This window comes from Caulobacter segnis, assembly GCF_031454995.1.
In the GTDB taxonomy this organism is placed as follows: Bacteria; Pseudomonadota; Alphaproteobacteria; order Caulobacterales; family Caulobacteraceae; genus Caulobacter; species Caulobacter segnis_E.
This window is the reverse complement of the sequence record NZ_JAVDRV010000003.1, coordinates 139,488-156,597: the sequence shown is the minus strand read 5'-3', so window position 1 is coordinate 156,597 and position 17,110 is coordinate 139,488. Positions and strand designations below refer to the sequence as shown.

At 68.1% G+C, this 17,110-nt stretch carries 11 protein-coding genes and 1 tRNA gene; 5 read left to right on the top strand and 7 right to left on the bottom strand.

The window, feature by feature from the left end:
• Positions 1 to 72: 72 nt before the first annotated feature.
• From J2728_RS12995 to J2728_RS12985, 3 genes are all read right to left on the bottom strand, one after another.
• Positions 73 to 1,383, bottom strand: a complete 1,311-nt coding sequence (locus J2728_RS12995) for an MFS transporter (protein WP_309999724.1) — start codon at positions 1,381 to 1,383, stop codon at positions 73 to 75.
• 199 nt (positions 1,384 to 1,582) lie between these two features.
• A complete protein-coding gene (locus tag J2728_RS12990; protein WP_309999723.1) occupies positions 1,583 to 3,442 on the bottom strand; it encodes a glycoside hydrolase family 2 protein in 1,860 nt (619 codons plus the stop codon).
• 139 nt (positions 3,443 to 3,581) lie between these two features.
• On the bottom strand, positions 3,582 to 6,086 hold the full coding sequence (locus J2728_RS12985) for a TonB-dependent receptor (RefSeq protein ID WP_309999722.1): 2,505 nt from the start codon (positions 6,084 to 6,086) through the stop codon (positions 3,582 to 3,584).
• A 366-nt stretch (positions 6,087 to 6,452) separates the two neighbouring features.
• On the opposite strand from J2728_RS12985, the gene J2728_RS12980 reads away from it, so the two are divergent.
• Positions 6,453 to 7,082 (top strand): TetR/AcrR family transcriptional regulator, encoded by a 630-nt coding sequence (locus J2728_RS12980; protein ID WP_309999720.1) that lies wholly within the window; start codon positions 6,453 to 6,455, stop codon positions 7,080 to 7,082.
• Here the strand turns inward: J2728_RS12980 and J2728_RS12975 are convergent.
• Complete coding sequence (locus J2728_RS12975) at positions 7,079 to 7,432, bottom strand: MmcQ/YjbR family DNA-binding protein (RefSeq protein WP_309999718.1); 354 nt, start codon at positions 7,430 to 7,432, stop codon at positions 7,079 to 7,081. The genes J2728_RS12980 and J2728_RS12975 overlap by 4 nt on opposite strands.
• The gene (gene msrA, locus J2728_RS12970; protein WP_309999717.1) at positions 7,432 to 8,097 is read right to left on the bottom strand and encodes a peptide-methionine (S)-S-oxide reductase MsrA; all 666 of its coding nucleotides are present in this window, start codon (positions 8,095 to 8,097) and stop codon (positions 7,432 to 7,434) included. Before msrA ends, J2728_RS12975 begins: the two co-directional genes overlap by 1 nt.
• 172 nt (positions 8,098 to 8,269) lie before the next feature.
• Between msrA and J2728_RS12965 the strand changes: the two genes are divergently transcribed.
• The 4 genes from J2728_RS12965 (at position 8,270) to J2728_RS12950 (ending at position 13,592) form a co-directional block, all read left to right on the top strand.
• A tRNA-Ser gene (locus tag J2728_RS12965) sits at positions 8,270 to 8,359 on the top strand.
• 118 nt (positions 8,360 to 8,477) lie between these two features.
• Positions 8,478 to 9,728 carry a histidine-type phosphatase gene (locus J2728_RS12960; protein WP_309999716.1) on the top strand — a complete coding sequence of 417 codons (1,251 nt, stop codon included), beginning with the start codon at positions 8,478 to 8,480 and terminating at the stop codon, positions 9,726 to 9,728.
• Between the two features lie 199 nt (positions 9,729 to 9,927).
• Positions 9,928 to 11,175: an MFS transporter gene (locus J2728_RS12955; protein WP_309999714.1), complete on the top strand. Its 1,248-nt coding sequence runs from the start codon at positions 9,928 to 9,930 to the stop codon at positions 11,173 to 11,175.
• A 2-nt stretch (positions 11,176 to 11,177) separates the two neighbouring features.
• Positions 11,178 to 13,592: a glycoside hydrolase family 31 protein gene (locus J2728_RS12950; RefSeq protein WP_309999712.1), complete on the top strand. Its 2,415-nt coding sequence runs from the start codon at positions 11,178 to 11,180 to the stop codon at positions 13,590 to 13,592.
• A 137-nt stretch (positions 13,593 to 13,729) separates the two neighbouring features.
• Here J2728_RS12950 and J2728_RS12945 read toward each other — a convergent pair whose 3' ends face one another.
• Positions 13,730 to 14,662 (bottom strand): alpha/beta hydrolase, encoded by a 933-nt coding sequence (locus tag J2728_RS12945; RefSeq protein ID WP_309999711.1) that lies wholly within the window; start codon positions 14,660 to 14,662, stop codon positions 13,730 to 13,732.
• 81 nt (positions 14,663 to 14,743) lie between these two features.
• Positions 14,744 to 17,089, bottom strand: coding sequence for a TonB-dependent receptor (locus J2728_RS12940; protein WP_309999709.1), 2,346 nt, complete (start codon positions 17,087 to 17,089; stop codon positions 14,744 to 14,746).
• Positions 17,090 to 17,110: the final 21 nt, after the last annotated feature.

Below are 17,110 nucleotides of genomic sequence, written 5' to 3'. Positions count from 1 at the left end.
CAATTAACGAATCCTGCCGGAATGGCAACGCTCCTTGTGGTTGCGCGACTGCGACAATCGGGCGCGGAACCCTTATTTTGCCTGGGATTTAGGCATTTCCGGAGGTTGTGCGGGCCTGACTCCCGTCCCCAATACGCGGAAGGCCACGAAGACGAGCCCACCGGTCAGCGTCAGACAGGCGGCGAGGAACAACATCGGGGCAAGATTGCTGCCGGTTGAGTCGCGGATGATCGGCACGACGTTCTGAGCGATGAAGCCGCCGAGGTTGCCGACCGCGTTGATCGCCGCGATGCCGGCGGCGGCGCGTGCACCGCGCAGGAAGCTGGGCGGCAGGCTCCAGAAGCCGGGCTGGCCGGCGAAGATCGCGGGGGCCGCGATGCAGAGCAGGGCGAACTTGGCCCAGGTTCCTGGAACCACCACGCTGGCCACCAGGGCGACGGCGGCCAGCAGGGGCGGGCCGGCCACGTGCCACACGGTGAAGCCGCGCTTGGCGGCGTGCTGGGGGACCCACCAAAGGGCGGCGGCCACCAGGATCCAGGGGATGATGTTGATCAGGCCGTTGACGGTGTTGGAGACGCCGAACGCCTTCACGATCGTGGGCAGCCAGTAGCTGAGGCCATAGGCGCCCAGCGGCATGCCGATATAGAGCCCCGCCAGCAGCAGCACGCGCGGGTCCAGCATGGCCTTCCAGGCCCCGGCGTGGCCGGTGTCCTGGCCCACGTCCTCGTCGGCGAGCGTCTTGGCCAGCCAGGCCTTCTGCTCGGGCGCCAGCCAGGGGGCCTTGTCCGGCCCGTTGGGCAGCTTCCAGAGCACGTAGGGCGTCATCAGGATCGCGGGGGCCCCGGTGGCCAGGAACACCCACTGCCAGCCCGCCAGGCCCATCAGGCCGTGAAGATCGAGCAAGGCGCCGCCGATCATCGCCCCGACCGCGTTGGCCAGGGCCGAGGCGATCATGAACAGGCCCACCATGCGGGCGCGGTGAGCGTGCGGGAACCACAGGGTCAGGACGTACAGCACGCCTGGAAAGAAGCCGGCCTCGGTCACCCCCAGCAGGAAGCGCAGGATGTAGAACATCGTCGCGTTCTGGGTGAAGCCGAGCGCCAGGGTCACGAGACCCCAGGTAAACATGATCCGCGCGAACCAGACGCGCGCGCCGACCTTGGCCAGGATCAGGTTCGAGGGCGCCTCGAACAGGAAGTAGCCGATGAAGAACAGGCTGGCGCCGAGGCCATACGCGGCCTCGCTGAGGCCCAGGGCCTGGACCATCTCCAGCTTGGCGTAGGAGACGTTCTGCCGGTCGATATACGCGATCAGGTACATCACGCAGAACAGCGGCATCAGCCGCGCGGTCACCCGGCGGACGGTGGAGACTTCCAGGCTCATGCGATGGTCACCGGGATCAGGAGGAGAGCGGGCCGCGAGGCCAGGATTTCCGCTCTCGCGTTGCGTGGCGTCGTCATGCCGTCCCCGCCGGATCGTGTCGTTGGGCGAGCGCCGACGGTCGGGATAACGCTGACATGGGCTAGCGCTATCCCAAAGGCCTGGGGCGATCTATCCGACTTTGGTCGGATACGACGCGGCCTCACCGGGCCGCCGCTTTCTCGTCATAGAAGCCGCGCAGCACGAAGAAGGCCGGCTTGCGACGGCCGGTCGGCGAGATCAGGCCCTTGCGGTTCCAGCCCTGCTGGTAGACCGGGTGCTGGCGCCGGGGGCTGCGGAAGTCCTTCAGGATCCAGGGCGACATGCCGCGCAGGGTCGGGACCTTCCGGGCCATGGCCAGGGTCTTCTCGTAGTAGCGCGTCTGGAAATCCTCGGAGAACTTGCGCGTCAGCACCGGGTCGCTGAAGCCGGCCAGGGCGTCGGCGCCGAACTCGGAAAACACCAGCGGCTTGTCGGTGGTCTTCCAGGCCATGTCGGGCAGGGCGTCCAGCGCATCGTCGCTGTACCAGCCGTTGTAGGTGTTGGCCGATAGCACATCCAGCTTGGCGGCCAGGGGATCATTGAGGCCCATCAGCGGGCGGCCGCCGGCCGTCTCCCGGTCGGTCAGCAGGGCCGCCGTGACCAGGCGGCTGTCGTCCAGGGCCCGGACGTCGTCGACCAGCTGGTAGAGGAAGCTGTTCCGCGCGTCGGTGATCGGCGTCTCGTTGGCCACGCTCCACAGGATGATCGAGGCGCGGTTGCGGTCGCGGCGGATGTTGTCGGCCAGCATGCCGCGCGCCAGGGAGAGGGTGCGGGGATTGGCGAAGTCGACCAGCCAGTAGACGGGGATCTCGCTCCAGACCAGCAGGCCCATCTCGTCGGCCAGGCGCGTCGTGATCTCGCTGTGGGGGTAGTGGGCCAGGCGTACGAAATTGCCGTGCAGGCCCTCCTTCACCTCGCCGAGCAGGGCGCGGGCGCCGGCCTCGGTGATCGCGCGGGCCGGGGTGTCGCCCAGCTCCTCCTCGTGGATCGAGATGCCGCGCAGGAAGATCGGCTTGCCGTTCAGCAGGATCTCCGAGCCCTTGGTCTCGATGGTGCGGAAGCCGACGCGGTCGGTCATCCGATCCTCGCCGGCCTGGACGACGACGTCGTAGAGCTTGGGGCTCTCCGGCGACCAGCGGGCCAGACGCCTGGGCGCGGGGGCCGAAACGTTCAGCACGCCTCGCGCGTCGGTCCTGCCGACGATGTCGAGGCCCAGTTCGGCGACGCGGACGTGGACCTCCTGGTTGGCCGCTCGCGCGCCGTCCAGCGTCACGGTGGCCGCGATCTCGCCGTCCTTGGAGAGGCGCACCCAGGCCTCGTCGATGAAGGTGCCGGGCGTGATGACCAGGCGCATCGGACGGGTGATGCCGCCATAGTTCTCCCAGTCGGTGACCGGCGGGGGCACGCCATCGGCCTGGGGCGCGGAGTCGACGCCCACGGTCAGCTGGTTGTCGCTGGCGCGAAGGACGTCGGTGACCTCCATCGAGAACGGCGTGAAGCCGCCCTCGTGCTCGCCGACGGGCTTGCCGTTCAGATAGACCTTGGCGGTGTAGTTGACGGCCTCGAAGCGTAGGAAGGCGCGCTGGCCCGGCTTGAGCGCCGGCGCGTCGAAGCGGCGCTGGTACCACATCAGGCCCTGGTAGTGGCGCAGGGTCGGGTCGTGGCCGATCCAGCCCTGGGGCAGGGTCGCCGTCGGACTCCGGTCCATGTCGTATTCGTAGAGCGCCGTCGGCTTGGCCCGCGTCAGGGCGTCGACATCGACGTCGTCGTAGCGGCGGTGGCCTGGGCCCGGCGCGCCGCGATGGAAACCCGCCAGGCCGTCGCGATAGGGGTCGACCGAGTAGCGCCAGGTTCCGGAGAGGTCCAAGCCATCGCGCAGGTCCGCGCGAGTCAGGGTCGGCGAAGACGCCAGGGCCGCCAAGGGCGCCGCGATCATCAGAGCGCACGCCGCGCCAATCAGGGTCTTCAGTCCCATTCCCATCAGATCCTCCCGCGGCCTTTGGCCCGCCGGAAGGTTGAAGCATGGTCCGACGCCCTCGGATAGCGGTCAGGCCACTCTGAAAATAGAAAGGGCGGCCCCGCCTAGCGAGGCCGCCCTCCCTGGTGGTGATGATCCGAGACTAGAACGACTTGCGGACCGTCACGCCGTAGGTGCGCGGGGCGTTCGGATAGCCGCTGTAGCTGCCGTCCTGGGCCACGGTCGGGAAGGTCGAGATCAGGCTATCGTCCTTGGTCAGGTTACGCGCCCAGACCATGACCTCGATCTGCTTGGCCGTGTTGGTGACGCCCACGCTGGCGTTGACCACCTTCTGGCCCCAGGTCGACAGTTCCGGCGGCGTCGTCTCGGTCAGCTGGGTCTTGCTGACGAAGTCGTACTCCACGCGGGCGAAGCCCTGGTAGTCGCCGCCCAGGTCATGATTGACCGTGGCCGAGGTCGAGAACGACCACTTCGGAATGTTGGCCGGACGGTCGCCGGTCAGGTTCCGGAAGTTCGGGCGACGGCCGGTGGCCGGATCAACCGGGCAGCGGGCCGTGTCGTAGTTCACGCAGGCCGCGCCGGTGAAGCTGTCATAGACCGGGTCGAGATAGGTGACCGCCGCGGCCAGGTTCAGCCAGCTGACCGGACGCCAGGCGCTGTCGACCTCGAAGCCCTTGACCGACTCCTCGCCCGCGTTGACCAGGCTGTAGCCGAGGCCGGTGAAGGCGTTGGACTGGAAGCCCTTGATCGACTGCTTGAACACCGCGACGTTGGCGTAGCCGCCCGGGAAGTTGGCCTTCACGCCCAGTTCGTAGACGTCGACGTTTTCCGGGTTGGCCGTGCGGCCCACGCCGTTGGCGTTCGGCGGACGGCTGTCCGACGACAGGTTGTAGGCGCCGGCCTTCCAGCCCGTGGAGTAGCTGACATAGGCGTTGATGGCGCCGAAGTCGTAGGCCGCCCGCACCGCGTAGGTGACCTTGTCGGCCTTGAGCACGCCCGACTCGCTGGCGTTCGGGAAGTTGACCGGGCCGTGGTTGGTGGTGTTGCCGTAGAAGAACTGCAGGGCGCCCAGAGCGCTATACAGGTTGCCCGGCAGGCCCAGGGCCGGGAACTGCGGCACCGCGCCCAGGTTCAGCGCCGAGAACGGGTCGTTCATGACGACGTTCGAGCGGGCCTTCTTGTCGTCGTTCAGATAGGCGAGGCCGCCCGTCAGGGTCAGCTTGTCGGTGACGCGGTAATCGACCTGGCCGAACAGCGAGTACGACGTCTGCTTCATGCTGTAGTAGTCGTCGATGCCCTGGCCGGGCTGGAAGTAGGTCAGGCCGGGGCGCACCAGGGTCGGCGTGGCCAGGCTTTGCAGGAACTCCAGCGCGTAGAGGTTCGAGCGGCCGGTCAGGGCCGGGCGCAGCGTCGCGGGCAGGGCGCCGAGCAGAGCGGCCGGCACCGGACCCGACAGGGCCTCGGCGAAGCCGCGGATGTCCGTGCCGTAGGTGATGGTGCGGCCGGTATCGAGCTTTTCGTTCTGATAGAAGCCGCCGATCAGCCAGTTGACCGGGCCGTCGCCGCTGGAGGCCAGGCGGACTTCCTGGGTGAAGGTCTTGATCGCGTTCGAGGTGCGGTTGTTGGAGATGTCCGCGCCCGTGAAGTCGATGTCCTGGAACGAGGCGTTCTTCTGGTTCCGGTAGGCGGTGATGGCCGTCAGCTTGGCGAAGGTCAGGTCGTGGTCGATCTGAGCCGAGACGCCCTTGCCCGACAGGTTGTTGGCCGGGTCGGTGTTGAAGATGACGTTGCGGTCGAAGACCTTGGTCGTGTCGCTGATCGGCTTTTTCAGGATCGCGCCGATCGCCAGGGTGGCGGGGCCGTTCAGGATCGAGCTGACCGCGCAGCAAGTCTCGTTGATCTTGTTGTAGTCGGCGATGAAGCGGACCGAGGTCTTGTCGGTCGGCTCCCACAGCACGTCGCCGCGGATCGACCAGCGATCGCGATCGTTGACGTCGCTGCCCGTGGTCAGGTTGGTGAAGAAGCCGTCGCGCTTGTTCAGGCTGCCCGACAGGCGAACCGCCAAGGTGTCGCTGAGCGGCCCGGTGAAGGTGCCCTTGATCTGGCGGGTGTTGTAGTTGCCGATCGTGGCTTCGATCTTGCCGCCGGCCTCGAACTGCGGGCGCTTGGTCACGATGCTGATCGCGCCGGCCGACACGTTCTTGCCGAACAGGGTCGATTGCGGGCCGCGCAGCACTTCGATGCGCTCGATCTCCGGCAGGTCGTCGAGGGCGGCGGCCGAGCGGCTGCGGTAGACGCCGTCGATGAAGACGCCGACCGAGCTTTCGATACCGTCATTGCCGTTGCCGTTGCCGAAGCCCCGGATGATGAAGTTCGTCTGACCGGTGGCGTTGAATTGCGACACTTTCAGCGACGGAACGACCGATTGCAGGTCGATCAGGTCGCGGACCTGGGCCCGCTCGATCGTCTGCTGGCCGGTGACGGCCACCGAGATCGGCACGTCCTGGAGGGTTTGTTCCCGCTTGGTGGCGGTGACGACGATCTCTTCTACGGCGGTGGGGTCAGCGGGTTTGGATTGTTGCGCGAAGGCGGGGGCGGCGATGGCGAGCGCCAGGGCCGAAACCCCCAGCATCTGGACGTTTCTCATTGGTAACTCCCTGATGTGTTTTATTTTTATCCGCGCGTCTTCCCGCTCCGGTTCGAGCTTGACCGGAGTTCCTGGAGGGAAGGGCGGTTTTCTTTACGTTGGGTAAGGGCTGCCTCGGCCGGCCGGCCGTACCGCGCGTGGCGGTCGGAAAAGCCGGACCGTGGATGCGGACGTTGTCCGTCATTTTTCGCCCCAAGCCTGCACGGTCTTGCATCCCGTGCCGAGCTAAGGAGAAATCTAACATGCTCTCGATATTCTAGCGCAAGTTAGAAATTATCCGATTGATCGGGCGGGCGTTCGGGGAGAGCTTGGCTGACCGGTGATCGCTCGACGCAGAATCGCGCGCGCCGGGCGGAGGAACGACCATTGTCGAGGGCGGGGGAACCCCTGACGCCGACGGACGAGATTCGACCGTTAGCGCAGAGTCAGAAGTCCTTGAAGAAGCGCGAGGCGATCCTGCGCGCCGCCATCGAGATCATCAACGCCAAGGGTTTCGCCGCGGCCACGATGACCGACATCGCCGCCGCGCTCGATCTGCGCGACGCCGCGCTCTACTACTACTTCCCAAACAAGCAGGCCCTGGCCTTCGCGGGCCATCACCAGTCGCTAGACCGGTTCGAGGCCATCCTCCTGGCCGTCGACGCGGCGGGCGGGACGGGGCTGTGCAAGCTCCGGCGCATCTTGCGCGCGGTGCTGGACGACGGCGTCGACAACGGACCGCAGCTCTATTTCGGCGACAATTCCTATCTCGACGCGGCTCAGCGCGAGGCGATCGAGACCCGCACCGCCGAGCTTCGCAAGACGCTGGAGCGGTTCCTGGAGGAGGGCGTGGCCGACGGCACGATCGCGCCCTGCGAGCCGCCGCTGGTGGTGCAGCTGTTGGTCGGCATGCTGATCTGGCTGGTTAAGTGGACGCCGCAGACCCCCGGCTTGACCAACGAGCGCCTGCTGGAGGCCCTCGAGGCCACGGCCCTGCGGGGCCTGGCGCGGGTCTAGGACAGCCCCAGTTCGGCGCGCGCCTTGCGAGTCAGCTTGGCCGCGACCAGGCCGTGGGCGGTCTTCACCCAGTCGGCGAGCTCGGCGTCATCGAGCGCGGCGAGGTCGGGGAAATGCACCCACTTGGCCCGCGCCAGATACGGAGCGGGGGCGGCTCGCCCGGACTCGGTCAGGACCTCAAACGCCACGTCCGAGGCCTTGAACGAGATCCCGCCGCCCAAGGTCACGCCCGAGCCGCGCACGGCGAACATCTTGCCGCCGACCTTGAAGACGTGGTCGTCGCCCCACTGGATCGACAGGGTCGCGCCCGGCAGGGCCAGGCACGCCCGGTCGAAGGCTTCAGGGCTCATCAGGCCTCGACGCCCCCGGGGACGCCCAAGCCGATCGGGCAGACCACGCCGGTGCCGCCGATGCCGCAATAGCCGTTCGGGTTCTTGGCTAGGTACTGCTGGTGGTAGTCCTCGGCGAAATAGAACGGCCCGGCGGCGGCGATCTCGGTGGTGATGGCGCCCAGACCCTTGGCCGACAGCGCCTGCTGGTAGGCTTCCTTCGACTCGACGGCCGCGGCGGCTTGGGCGTCGTTGGTGACATAGATGCCCGAGCGGTACTGGGTGCCGATGTCGCCGCCCTGGCGCATGCCCTGGGTCGGGTCGTGATTCTCCCAGAAGGTCTTCAGCAGGGCCTCGTAGGTGACGGCCTTGGGGTCGAACACCACCAGCACCACCTCGGTGTGACCGGTGCGGCCCGTGCAGGTCTCTTCATAGGTCGGGTTGGGCGTGATCCCGCCCGCGTAGCCGGCGGCGGTCACGTAGACGCCCGGGATCTTCCAGAAGATGCGCTCGACGCCCCAGAAGCAGCCCATGGCGAAGACCGCCGTCTCCAGGCCGTCCGGATAGGGGCCCTTCAGGGCGTGGCCGTTGACGAAGTGAGTCTGGGCCGTCGGGATCGGCTCGGCGCGGCCGGGCAGGGCCGTGTCGACGGTGGGCATCTCGAGGGTTTTCTTCAGCGACAGCATGGCGGGCCTCTTGAAGGCTGGAATGTCTTGGGCCCCGATATAGGCGTTCGCGCGGTCGGTTTCACCCCGCGATGAAGAGGCGCGCTTTGTTCGCTTGCCCTGCGGCGGTCCCTGAGTATATTGCGCGCCTTCCCGCGCCGGGGGTCTCAACCACCCCCGACTCGCATGCGCTGGTGAGGTGGCCGAGTGGTTGAAGGCGCACGCCTGGAACGCGTGTATAGGGGAAACTCTATCGAGGGTTCGAATCCCTCTCTCACCGCCATACTTCCCTTTGTATCCGACGAAAGCACCTCGCTTCGGTCGAGGCCAAGGATCCTGTCACGATCGTGTCGCGGATCCGACATAGAGGGCTGGGTTGGATATCGCGGGTCGGCGAGGGGATGATGAGGCTTCAAAACGCGGGCGTGATCACGGCGATCTTGTTGGCGCTGTCTGGCCCCGCGCGCGCTGAGGCCGCTCCGGCGGGCGGTCCCACCGAAGGGCTGAAGTTGGAGCGCGTCGTGATGATGATGCGCCACGGCGTCCGGCCGCCGACCAAGCCCGTGGCGACGCCGGCGGGCACGACCGCCCAGCCCTGGGGCGCCTGGAGCTCGCCGTATGGCGAGCTGACGCCGCATGGTGGAGAGGGCGCTCGGCTGATGGGCGTCTACTACCGGACCTTCCTGAGCGCGCGAGGGCTGTTGCCGCGCGACGGGTGCGCGGCCGGCGGCGAGGTCGTCGCCTTGGCCAGCAGCAAGCAGCGCGCGATCAAGACCGCCGAGATGTTCGTCGAGGGCCTGCAGCCCGGCTGCGGCGTGAAGGTCGACTATCCGGACAGCGAGGACAACGACGCGATCTTCCATCCGTCGGAAGGCATCGATGGCGACATCGCCCTGCAAGCCGCCTTGCGTCAGAAGCCTGGCCTGGCGGCCGAGCCGCGTCTGCGCGCCGCCGAGTTCGCCGTCCTGCAACGGGTGCTGGGCTGCGATCCGGTCACCAAGGCCGGCTGCGACATCGCCAAGAAACCGTCCCACCTGGAAGCCGCCCAGAACGACACCCCCGAGATGGAGGGCGCGCTGTCGGTCGCCTCGACCGCCAGCCAGACGGTCCTGCTGGAATATGTCGAGGGCAAGCCGATGAGCGAGGTCGGCTGGGGCCGCGCCTCCAAGGCCGACATCCAGACGATGCTGCGCTTCCACGCGCTGAAGTTCCACTACGAGGTCGGCGCGCCCTATGTCGCCGAGCGCTACGCCGCGCCGGTCGCCCAGAAGATCCTGGAGGCGCTGAGCGGCGCCCAAGGGCCCAAGCTGACCATGCTGGTCGGCCACGACACCAATGTCGCCGCGCTGCGGGGGTTCTTCCGCGCGCGCTTCACCGTGGCCGACTATCCGCGCGACGATCCTCCGCCCGGCGGCGCCATGGGCTTCGAGCTTCTGAAGGCCCAGAGCGGCCAGCGCTATGTGCGGGCGTTCTATACGGCCCAGACCATGGACCAGCTGCGCGAGCTGCAACCGCTGACCGCCAGCAATCCGCCGTCCTACGCGTACTTCGAGATTCCCGGCTGCCGCGTGGCGGGCGAGCCCACGCTCTGCCCGTTCGAGACGTTCCAGAACATCGTCGCCGGTAAGCTGAAGGCCCTGCCGAAGCGCTGATCGCGCGCAGATCGACGGCGCGCGCTGGCCGTCTATCTCGGGCCGCCCAGCTTTCGCGCGCCTGTCGCGAAATTGGCCTTACCACTCTTTGGAAATTGACAGGCCAATCCGCATTGGCCATGGATGTGGAGGGGCGAAAGCGACCGGAGCCGGGGACGGCCCATCGCTTAGAATAAGAACAATACGGGTAGGAAGACCAATGACTTGGCGCTCGGTGCGGCTACGCATTCTCCTGCTGGTGATCGTCGGGACGATCATCAACTACATCGCGCGCAACTCGCTGGGCGTGCTGGCCCCGCAGCTCAAGCAAGACCTGGCGATCACGACCGAGCAATACAGCTACATCGTCGGCGCCTTCCAGCTGGCCTACACCGTCATGCAGCCGATCGCGGGCCTGCTGATCGACAAGATCGGGCTCACGGCGGGCTTCGCGCTGTTCGCCCTGGCCTGGAGCCTGGCCAATATGCTGCACGGCGCGGCCAAGGGCTGGGTCTCGCTGGCGGCGTTCCGAGGGCTGCTCGGCATGGCCGAGGCCGCGGCGATCCCCGCCGGCATGAAGTCGATCGGCGAGTGGTTTCCCGATCGCGAGCGCTCCGTCGCCGTCGGATGGTTCAACGCCGGCACCTCGCTGGGCGCGGTGATCGCGCCGGTCCTGGTCGCCCTGGTCGCCAAGACCTGGGGCTGGCAGGCGGCGTTCTTCGTCACGGGTCTGATCGGCGTCGTCTTCGCCGGCGTCTGGTACCGCTATTACCGCTCGCCGGCTCAGGCGGCCTACGTCTCCCCCGTCGAGCGCGCCGAGATCGAGGCCGGCCAGCGTCCGGTCTCGGCCAGCGCCACCACCCTGAAGGCCATCGCCGCCACGCCCAGGTTCTGGGCCATCGCCGTGCCGCGCTTCCTGGCCGAGCCGGCCTGGCAGACCTTCTCCTTCTGGATCCCGCTGTACCTCGCCAAGGAGCGGGGCATGGACCTGACCCATATCGCCCTGTTCGCCTGGATGCCGTTCCTGGCCGCCGACGCGGGCGGCATCCTGGGCGGCTATCTCGCGCCGTTCCTGCAGAAGTGGCGGGGTATGACCCTGGAGGGCTCGCGGATCGCCGGCGTGGCGCTGGGCGCGGTGCTGATGATCGCGCCGGGCTTCGTCGGCATCGTCGGCCACCCGATGGCGGCGATCGCCCTGCTGGCCATCGGCGGCTTCGCCCACCAGGTGATTTCGGTGCTGATCAACACCCTGTCGGCGGACGTCTTTCCCAAGGGCGATATCGCCAAGGCCAATGGTCTGGTGGGCATGGCGGGCTGGACCGGCGGCCTGCTGTTCTCGCTGGCCATCGGCCAGCTGGCCGACAAGATCGGCTTCGCCCCCCTGTTCGCCTGCCTGGGCGTCTTCGACCTGATCGGCGCCATCTGGCTGTTCGCCATGCGCCGCCATCTCATCGTGAAGGAGGCCTGATCGTGCGCAAGGCAAGCCTGGCCCAGCCGCCGCTTTTCGCCCTGGCCGAGCGCGACGGTCCGCGCGTCACCCTGCGCGCCGACACCGGCGCCGTGGCGCACGTCTTCGTGCTGGAGGAGGACATCGTCCGCGTCCTGCTGCTGACCGACGGCGCGGTGACCTCGCCGCCCAGCTGGGCCGTGGCGCCCGGCCAGACCGATATCGCCGAGCCCGGTCGCGACCGCCTGGACGTCTCGGGTTTCGCCGCGCCGGCGTTCACGCTGGAGGCGGGCGGCGACGTGCTGGTGCTCGCCACCGCGCGCCTGCGGCTGGAGATCACGCTGGCGGGCTTCTTCTGCCGCTGGTCGCAAGCGACGCCAGAGGGTTGGCACCTCATCGCTGAGGACCGTCCGACCCAGGCCTATAACTTCGGCTGGTGGGACGAGGGCGTCTATCACTACGTCAAGCGGCGGCCGGGCGAGCGCTACTACGGCCTGGGCGAGCGGGCGGGGGCGATGGACCGGGCGGGCCGCCGGTTCCGCCTGACCAACCTGGATCCGATGGGCTACGACGCCTCGGCCGACGATCCGCTGTACAAGTCGATCCCGTACGTCTTGGTCGTCGACGCCGAGGGCGCGGCGCACGGGGTCTTTCACGACACCACGGCCGACCCGGTGTTCGACTTCGGCCACGAGCACGACAACTACCACCCGCATTACCGCTATATGCGGGCGGCGAGCGGCGACCTCGACTACTATATGATCGCCGGTCCGGACGCCCGCCAGGTCACCCGCCGCTACACCTGGCTGACCGGTCGGCCCGCCCTGATGCCGCGCTGGGCGGTCGGCTATTCCGGCTCGACCATGACCTATACCGACGCCCCGAACGCCCAGGCGCGCATGGGCGAGTTCATCGCGGGCGTCAGCCGTCACGACATCCCGTGCGAGTCCTTCCACCTGTCGTCGGGCTACACCTCGATCGGCGACCGGCGCTATGTCTTCCACTGGAACCGCGACAAGTTCCCCGACGTGGCGGGCTTCGTGCGCGGCTACGCCGAGGCCGGGGTCGAGCTGGTCCCGAACATCAAGCCGGCCCTGCTGGTCACCCATCCGCGCTACGCCGAGCTCGCCGCAAAGGGCTGGTTCGTGACAGACGCCGACGGCGATCCGATCGTCTGCCAGTTCTGGGACGAGGTCGGCAGCTATGTCGATTTCACCAACCCCGAGGCGGCCGCCTGGTGGCGCGGGCAGGTGACCGAGCAGTTGCTGGCCTACGGCATCCGCTCCACCTGGAACGACAACAACGAGTACGAGATCTGGGACAGCCGCGCTCGCATCGCCGGCTTTGGAACGCCGCGCGCGGCGGCGGCCGAGCGTCCTGTGCAGACCCTCTTGATGATGCGCGCCAGCCGCGCGGCCCAGATCGCCCATCGCCCGGACGAGCGGCCCTATGTGGTGACGCGGAGCGGCATGGCCGGCATGCAGCGCTACGCCCAGACCTGGTCGGGCGACAACTACACCGCCTGGAAGACCCTGCGCTTCAATCAGAAGATGGGGCTGGGCATGGCGTTGTCGGGCGTCTCCAACACCGGCCACGACATCGGCGGTTTCGCTGGTCCGGCGCCCGAGCCCGAGCTGCTGCTGCGCTGGGTACAGGCCGGGATCGTGATGCCGCGCTTCTCGATCCACAGCTGGAACACCGACGGCACGGTCAACGAGCCCTGGATGTATCCGGAGGCCACGCCCGCCATCGTCGAGATGATGAAGCTGCGTCGCGCTTTGCGGCCGCTGCTGCACGACCTGCTTTGGCGCCACCATGCCGACTACGAGCCCGTCACCCGGCCATTGTGGCTGGATTTCCCGGAAGAGCCTCGGTCGTGGGAAGATGGCGACGCCTATCTGCTGGGACCGGACCTGCTAGTCGCGCCGGCGCTGGACCAGGGTGTCGAGACCGTGCGCGCCTACCTGCCCGCCGGAGCGACCTGGCGCGACCTGCGCGACGACAAGGTCTATGCGGGCGGCGCCGAGCATGACCTGGCCGCGCCGCTGGACGGCCTTCCGCCGATGCTGGCGAAAGAGGGCTCGGGCGTGTTCGTCGACGTGGCCCCCGCCGGCTTCGCCGCCGCCCCGCCGGAGCCGGCGGTGCTGCTGTACCCGCCCGTCGCGGGCGCGATGACCTGGAGCGGCTTCGACGAGGCGGACGCCGCGCCGCGTGATCCGGCCGCGCCGCAGGGCTGGCGTGTGACTGTTGAGGCGAGCGACCAAGCCTTGGCGATCACGGCCGCCTGGCAGGGTGAAGCGCCGGCCCCGGCCGAGGCTCTGAAGCTCGTCCTGCCAGCCGAGGAGACGCGCGCGGTGACGCTGAATGGCGAGGTCGCCGCGCCGCCCGTGGAGACCGTGCTCGGCGTCTCGCGCCGTGTCGTGATCTGGAGCGTTTGAACCTCTCCGGTGTCATCCCGGCCGTACCCCGGCCTTGAGCCGGGGGAGAGCCGGGACCCAGGGGCCAAGGCTGTGCGGCGGCCCCTGGGTCCCGGATAGCCTCTGCGAGGCTTCCGGGATGACACAGGAGTTGGAGGCTACGGCGCGAACTTCATCGCCTTCAGCCACAGGGCGTACTGGTCGAACCAGGCGTCGCTGGTCGTGCCGTGGGGCTGCGAGGCGAAGCCATGGCCGCCGGCGCTGTAGAGGTGCAGCTCCACCGAGGAGCCCGAGGCCCGCCAGTTCTGGATCAGGCTGAAGTCCTGCGATCGGAAGAACCGGTCGTCGGCAGCCAGGGCCGCGAACAGCGGCGGCGCGTTGGGCGGGACCATGCTCGACTGGGTCGGGCCGTAGATCATCCCCGCGAAGTCCGGCCGCGCGTCGGAGGCGTTGGCCTGCAGGACGCCCAGCACCGTCATGGCCCCGGCCGAGAAGCCCAGCACGCCGACCCGCTTGGGATCGACATGCCATTCGCGCGCGTGGTCGCGGACCGCGCGGACGGCGGCCTGGGCGTCGGCGACGGCGTAGGGCGCTTGTCGGTCGCGATCCCCGGCGCCTTCGCCGCGCTGGAACGTTCCGGCCAGCGCGCCCTTGAAGCCGTCGAAGCTGTCGGGGAGGGGGATCGTCCGGTACTTCAGGATGAAGACGCGGACGCCTAGCGGGGCCAGCCGCTTGGCGACGTCGTAGCCCTCGTTGTCCATCGCCAGGAACTGGAAGCCGCCGCCGGGGACCAGGATCACCGCCGGCGCGTCCTGGTCGGCCGCCGGTCCGCCCGGCATCAGGGTCAGGGTCGGCTTGGAAACGTTGTAGACGAGCCGCTGCTTGGGGTCCTGCTGGGCCCAGGCCTCGCGGGCCGGGTTGGCCAGCGGCGTCGCCACGGGCAGGGCGAAGGCCGGAGGCTCCTTCGGGGCGGGGATCGCCAGCACGCCATTGACCCAGTCGCCGGGCGCGGCCTGCGCGCCGAGCGCGGCCAAGCAGGCCGAAACGCCAGCCACGAGGCCGGCCAGTCGACGGGGGAGGGCGTTTCGCATGCGGGTCTCCTGGTCTTGAATAAAAAATGGGGAGCAGGCCGAAGCCCGCTCCCCGTCGAGGGTTCGTCCGGGGAGGACCGCCTAGAACTTGGTGTCGACCTTGAAGCCGAAATAGCGGTCGCTGTCGCGCGACAGCACCTGGGTCACCAAGTGGACGCCGTACGAGCCGAAACCGTCGCCGATGCCGGTGACGAAGTGCTCGTTCAGCAGGTTGTTGACGAACACGGTGGCCTTGACGTCGCCGCGCTCGATCGAGGCCGAGGCGTTGACCAGGCCATAGGCCTTCTGCTCGGCCAGCGGGTTGCCCAGGAGGTCGAAATTGACCTTGCTCTGGTACTGATAGTTGAGGGCGAAGACGCCCTTCATGTCGCTGGAGAGGTCGCGGGTGACCGTGCCGCCCAGGTTGATCTTCACCTTCGGGCTGTTGGGCAGCTGGGTGTTCGAGCGGTCCTGGACGTTGCCCAGGCCCGGCGGATTGGTCGAGGGCGCGCAGCCCACGCCCGTCTGGGCCTGGCCGGGGTAGCAGGCCGCGTTCGGGAACGAGACGACCTTGGCGTCGGTATAGGCGGCCGAGGCGTCCAGGCGCAGCCACTCGACCGGCATCGCCTGGGCCTCGATCTCGACGCCCTTGGTGCGCAGCTTGCCGACGTTGTTCAGCTTCTGCTGCAGCGCGCCGTTGATGTACTGCGACGACTGGGCCTGGAAGTTGTCGTAGTCGGTATAGAAGGCCGCGACGTTCAGCTGCAGCCGGTTGTCCAGGAAGCGGCTCTTGAGGCCGGTCTCATAGGACTTCGACTTCTCGGGCTGCACGGGGTTCTGGGTGCGCAGCGGGGTGTAGCCGGACGAGATGTCGTAGGCGAAACCCTTATAGCCGGTGGCCGCGCTGGCGTAGACCGAGACGCGCGGCGCCAGCTCCTGGTTCACCGACAGCTTCCAGGTGACGGCCGTGTCCTCGTTGCTGCCGGCGCACAGCTGGCTGCCCGCGCCGCAGGTGCCGATACTGGTCGGCGAGACGTAGACCGTGGCGGTCGACAGCAGGTTGACGAAGCTGTCCTTGATCCGCTCGTTGTTGACGCGCACCGCGCCGCTGACGGTCGTGTTGGTCGGGAACTTGTAGTCCACGCCCGCGAAGGCCGCGACGCTGCGGGTGCTCTGCCAGCCGGTCCACTTGGCCAGGATCAGGGCCGGGCCGCGCTGGAAGTCGCGGGTGGTCTTGGCGTCCGCGTAGAACGCGCCCAGCACGTAAGACAGCGGACCTTCGCCCTTCGACGTCAGGCGCACTTCCTGGGTGAAGGACGTCGAGTGATAGGGGCCCGAGTTGCTGACGCCGAGGCCCGGCGCGATCGGGCTGGTCACGTTGGGCGCGGTCCCGTTGACCGCCAGGTCGGTGCCGTCGACATCGGCCGAGAAGTTGTACTTCCAGTCCTGGTACGAGGTGACCGAGATCAGGCTGGCGAAGCCGAGGTCATAGGTCAGCTTGCCGCTGAAGCTGGCCTGCTTGTTCTCGGTGAAGCCGTCGTTGTCGACCCGGGTCTTGCGGTTGGTCTCGCCCGGCTTGATGCCGGCCAGGGCCGGCAGGATCGACACGCCATTGAACTTGGGGATCACCGGGGTGGTCGCGCCCGCCGGCAGGTAGTTCAGGTCGACGAAGCGAAGCGTGGCGGCCGTGCCGTCCGACTTGGACTTGGCGTACGAGCCGTTCAGCGACAGCACCAGCTTGTCGGTCAGCTCGGACCGCAGCTTGCCGCGCACGCCGTAGGAGGTGTTGTCGTTCAGGCGGTGGCCGTTGGCCAGATTGCGGACGTTGCCGTCCCAGTGGTTGTAGTAGACGCCCAGGCGATAGCCGGTGGAGTCCGAGATCGGCCCCGAGATCGAGCCGTCGGCCTTGTAGCCGCGGTCGGTGGTGACGGTGGCCGAGGCCTGGCCGCTGAAGACGACCGAGGGATCGCGGGTGACGATGTTGATCGCCCCGGCGCTGGCGTTCTTGCCGAACAGCGTGCCTTGCGGGCCGCGCAGGACCTCGATGCGCTCGACGTCGGACAGGTTGTCGAAGGCCTGGGCCTGCTGGACGACCGGCACGTCGTCGATGATCACCGCCACGGAGGGCTCGACGCCGATCGAGAAGGCGTAGGTGCCGATGCCGCGCAGGATGATGGCGTTGTTGGGCGAGGCGGTGCTTTGCGTCAGGGTCAGCGACGCGGCGGCGCGGGTCAGGTCGCCGAACTCGCTGATGCGCTGGTTCTGGATCGTCTCGCCGGTGATGGCCGTCACGGCCACGGGGACGCTCTGCAGGTTGGCGGACCGCTTGGTCGCCGTGACGACGATCTCGGCCAGGCCCGTGGTCTCGTTCTTGTCTTGCGCCGCCGCCAGGCTCGGCATGGCCGTGACGCACGAAGCGGCAGTCGCAAGCAGGATCAACTTACGCATGATACCCTCCCTAAGTTGTTG

Coding starts and splice junctions, on each gene's coding strand:
- J2728_RS12995 (WP_309999724.1), bottom strand. CDS start 1,383: ATGAGCCTGGAAGTCTCCACCGTCCGCCGGGTGACCGCGCGGCTGATG.
- J2728_RS12990 (WP_309999723.1), bottom strand. CDS start 3,442: ATGGGAATGGGACTGAAGACCCTGATTGGCGCGGCGTGCGCTCTGATG.
- J2728_RS12985 (WP_309999722.1), bottom strand. CDS start 6,086: ATGAGAAACGTCCAGATGCTGGGGGTTTCGGCCCTGGCGCTCGCCATC.
- J2728_RS12975 (WP_309999718.1), bottom strand. CDS start 7,432: ATGAGCCCTGAAGCCTTCGACCGGGCGTGCCTGGCCCTGCCGGGCGCG.
- msrA (WP_309999717.1), bottom strand. CDS start 8,097: ATGCTGTCGCTGAAGAAAACCCTCGAGATGCCCACCGTCGACACGGCC.
- J2728_RS12960 (WP_309999716.1), top strand. CDS start 8,478: ATGATGAGGCTTCAAAACGCGGGCGTGATCACGGCGATCTTGTTGGCG.
- J2728_RS12955 (WP_309999714.1), top strand. CDS start 9,928: ATGACTTGGCGCTCGGTGCGGCTACGCATTCTCCTGCTGGTGATCGTC.
- J2728_RS12945 (WP_309999711.1), bottom strand. CDS start 14,662: ATGCGAAACGCCCTCCCCCGTCGACTGGCCGGCCTCGTGGCTGGCGTT.
- J2728_RS12940 (WP_309999709.1), bottom strand. CDS start 17,089: ATGCGTAAGTTGATCCTGCTTGCGACTGCCGCTTCGTGCGTCACGGCC.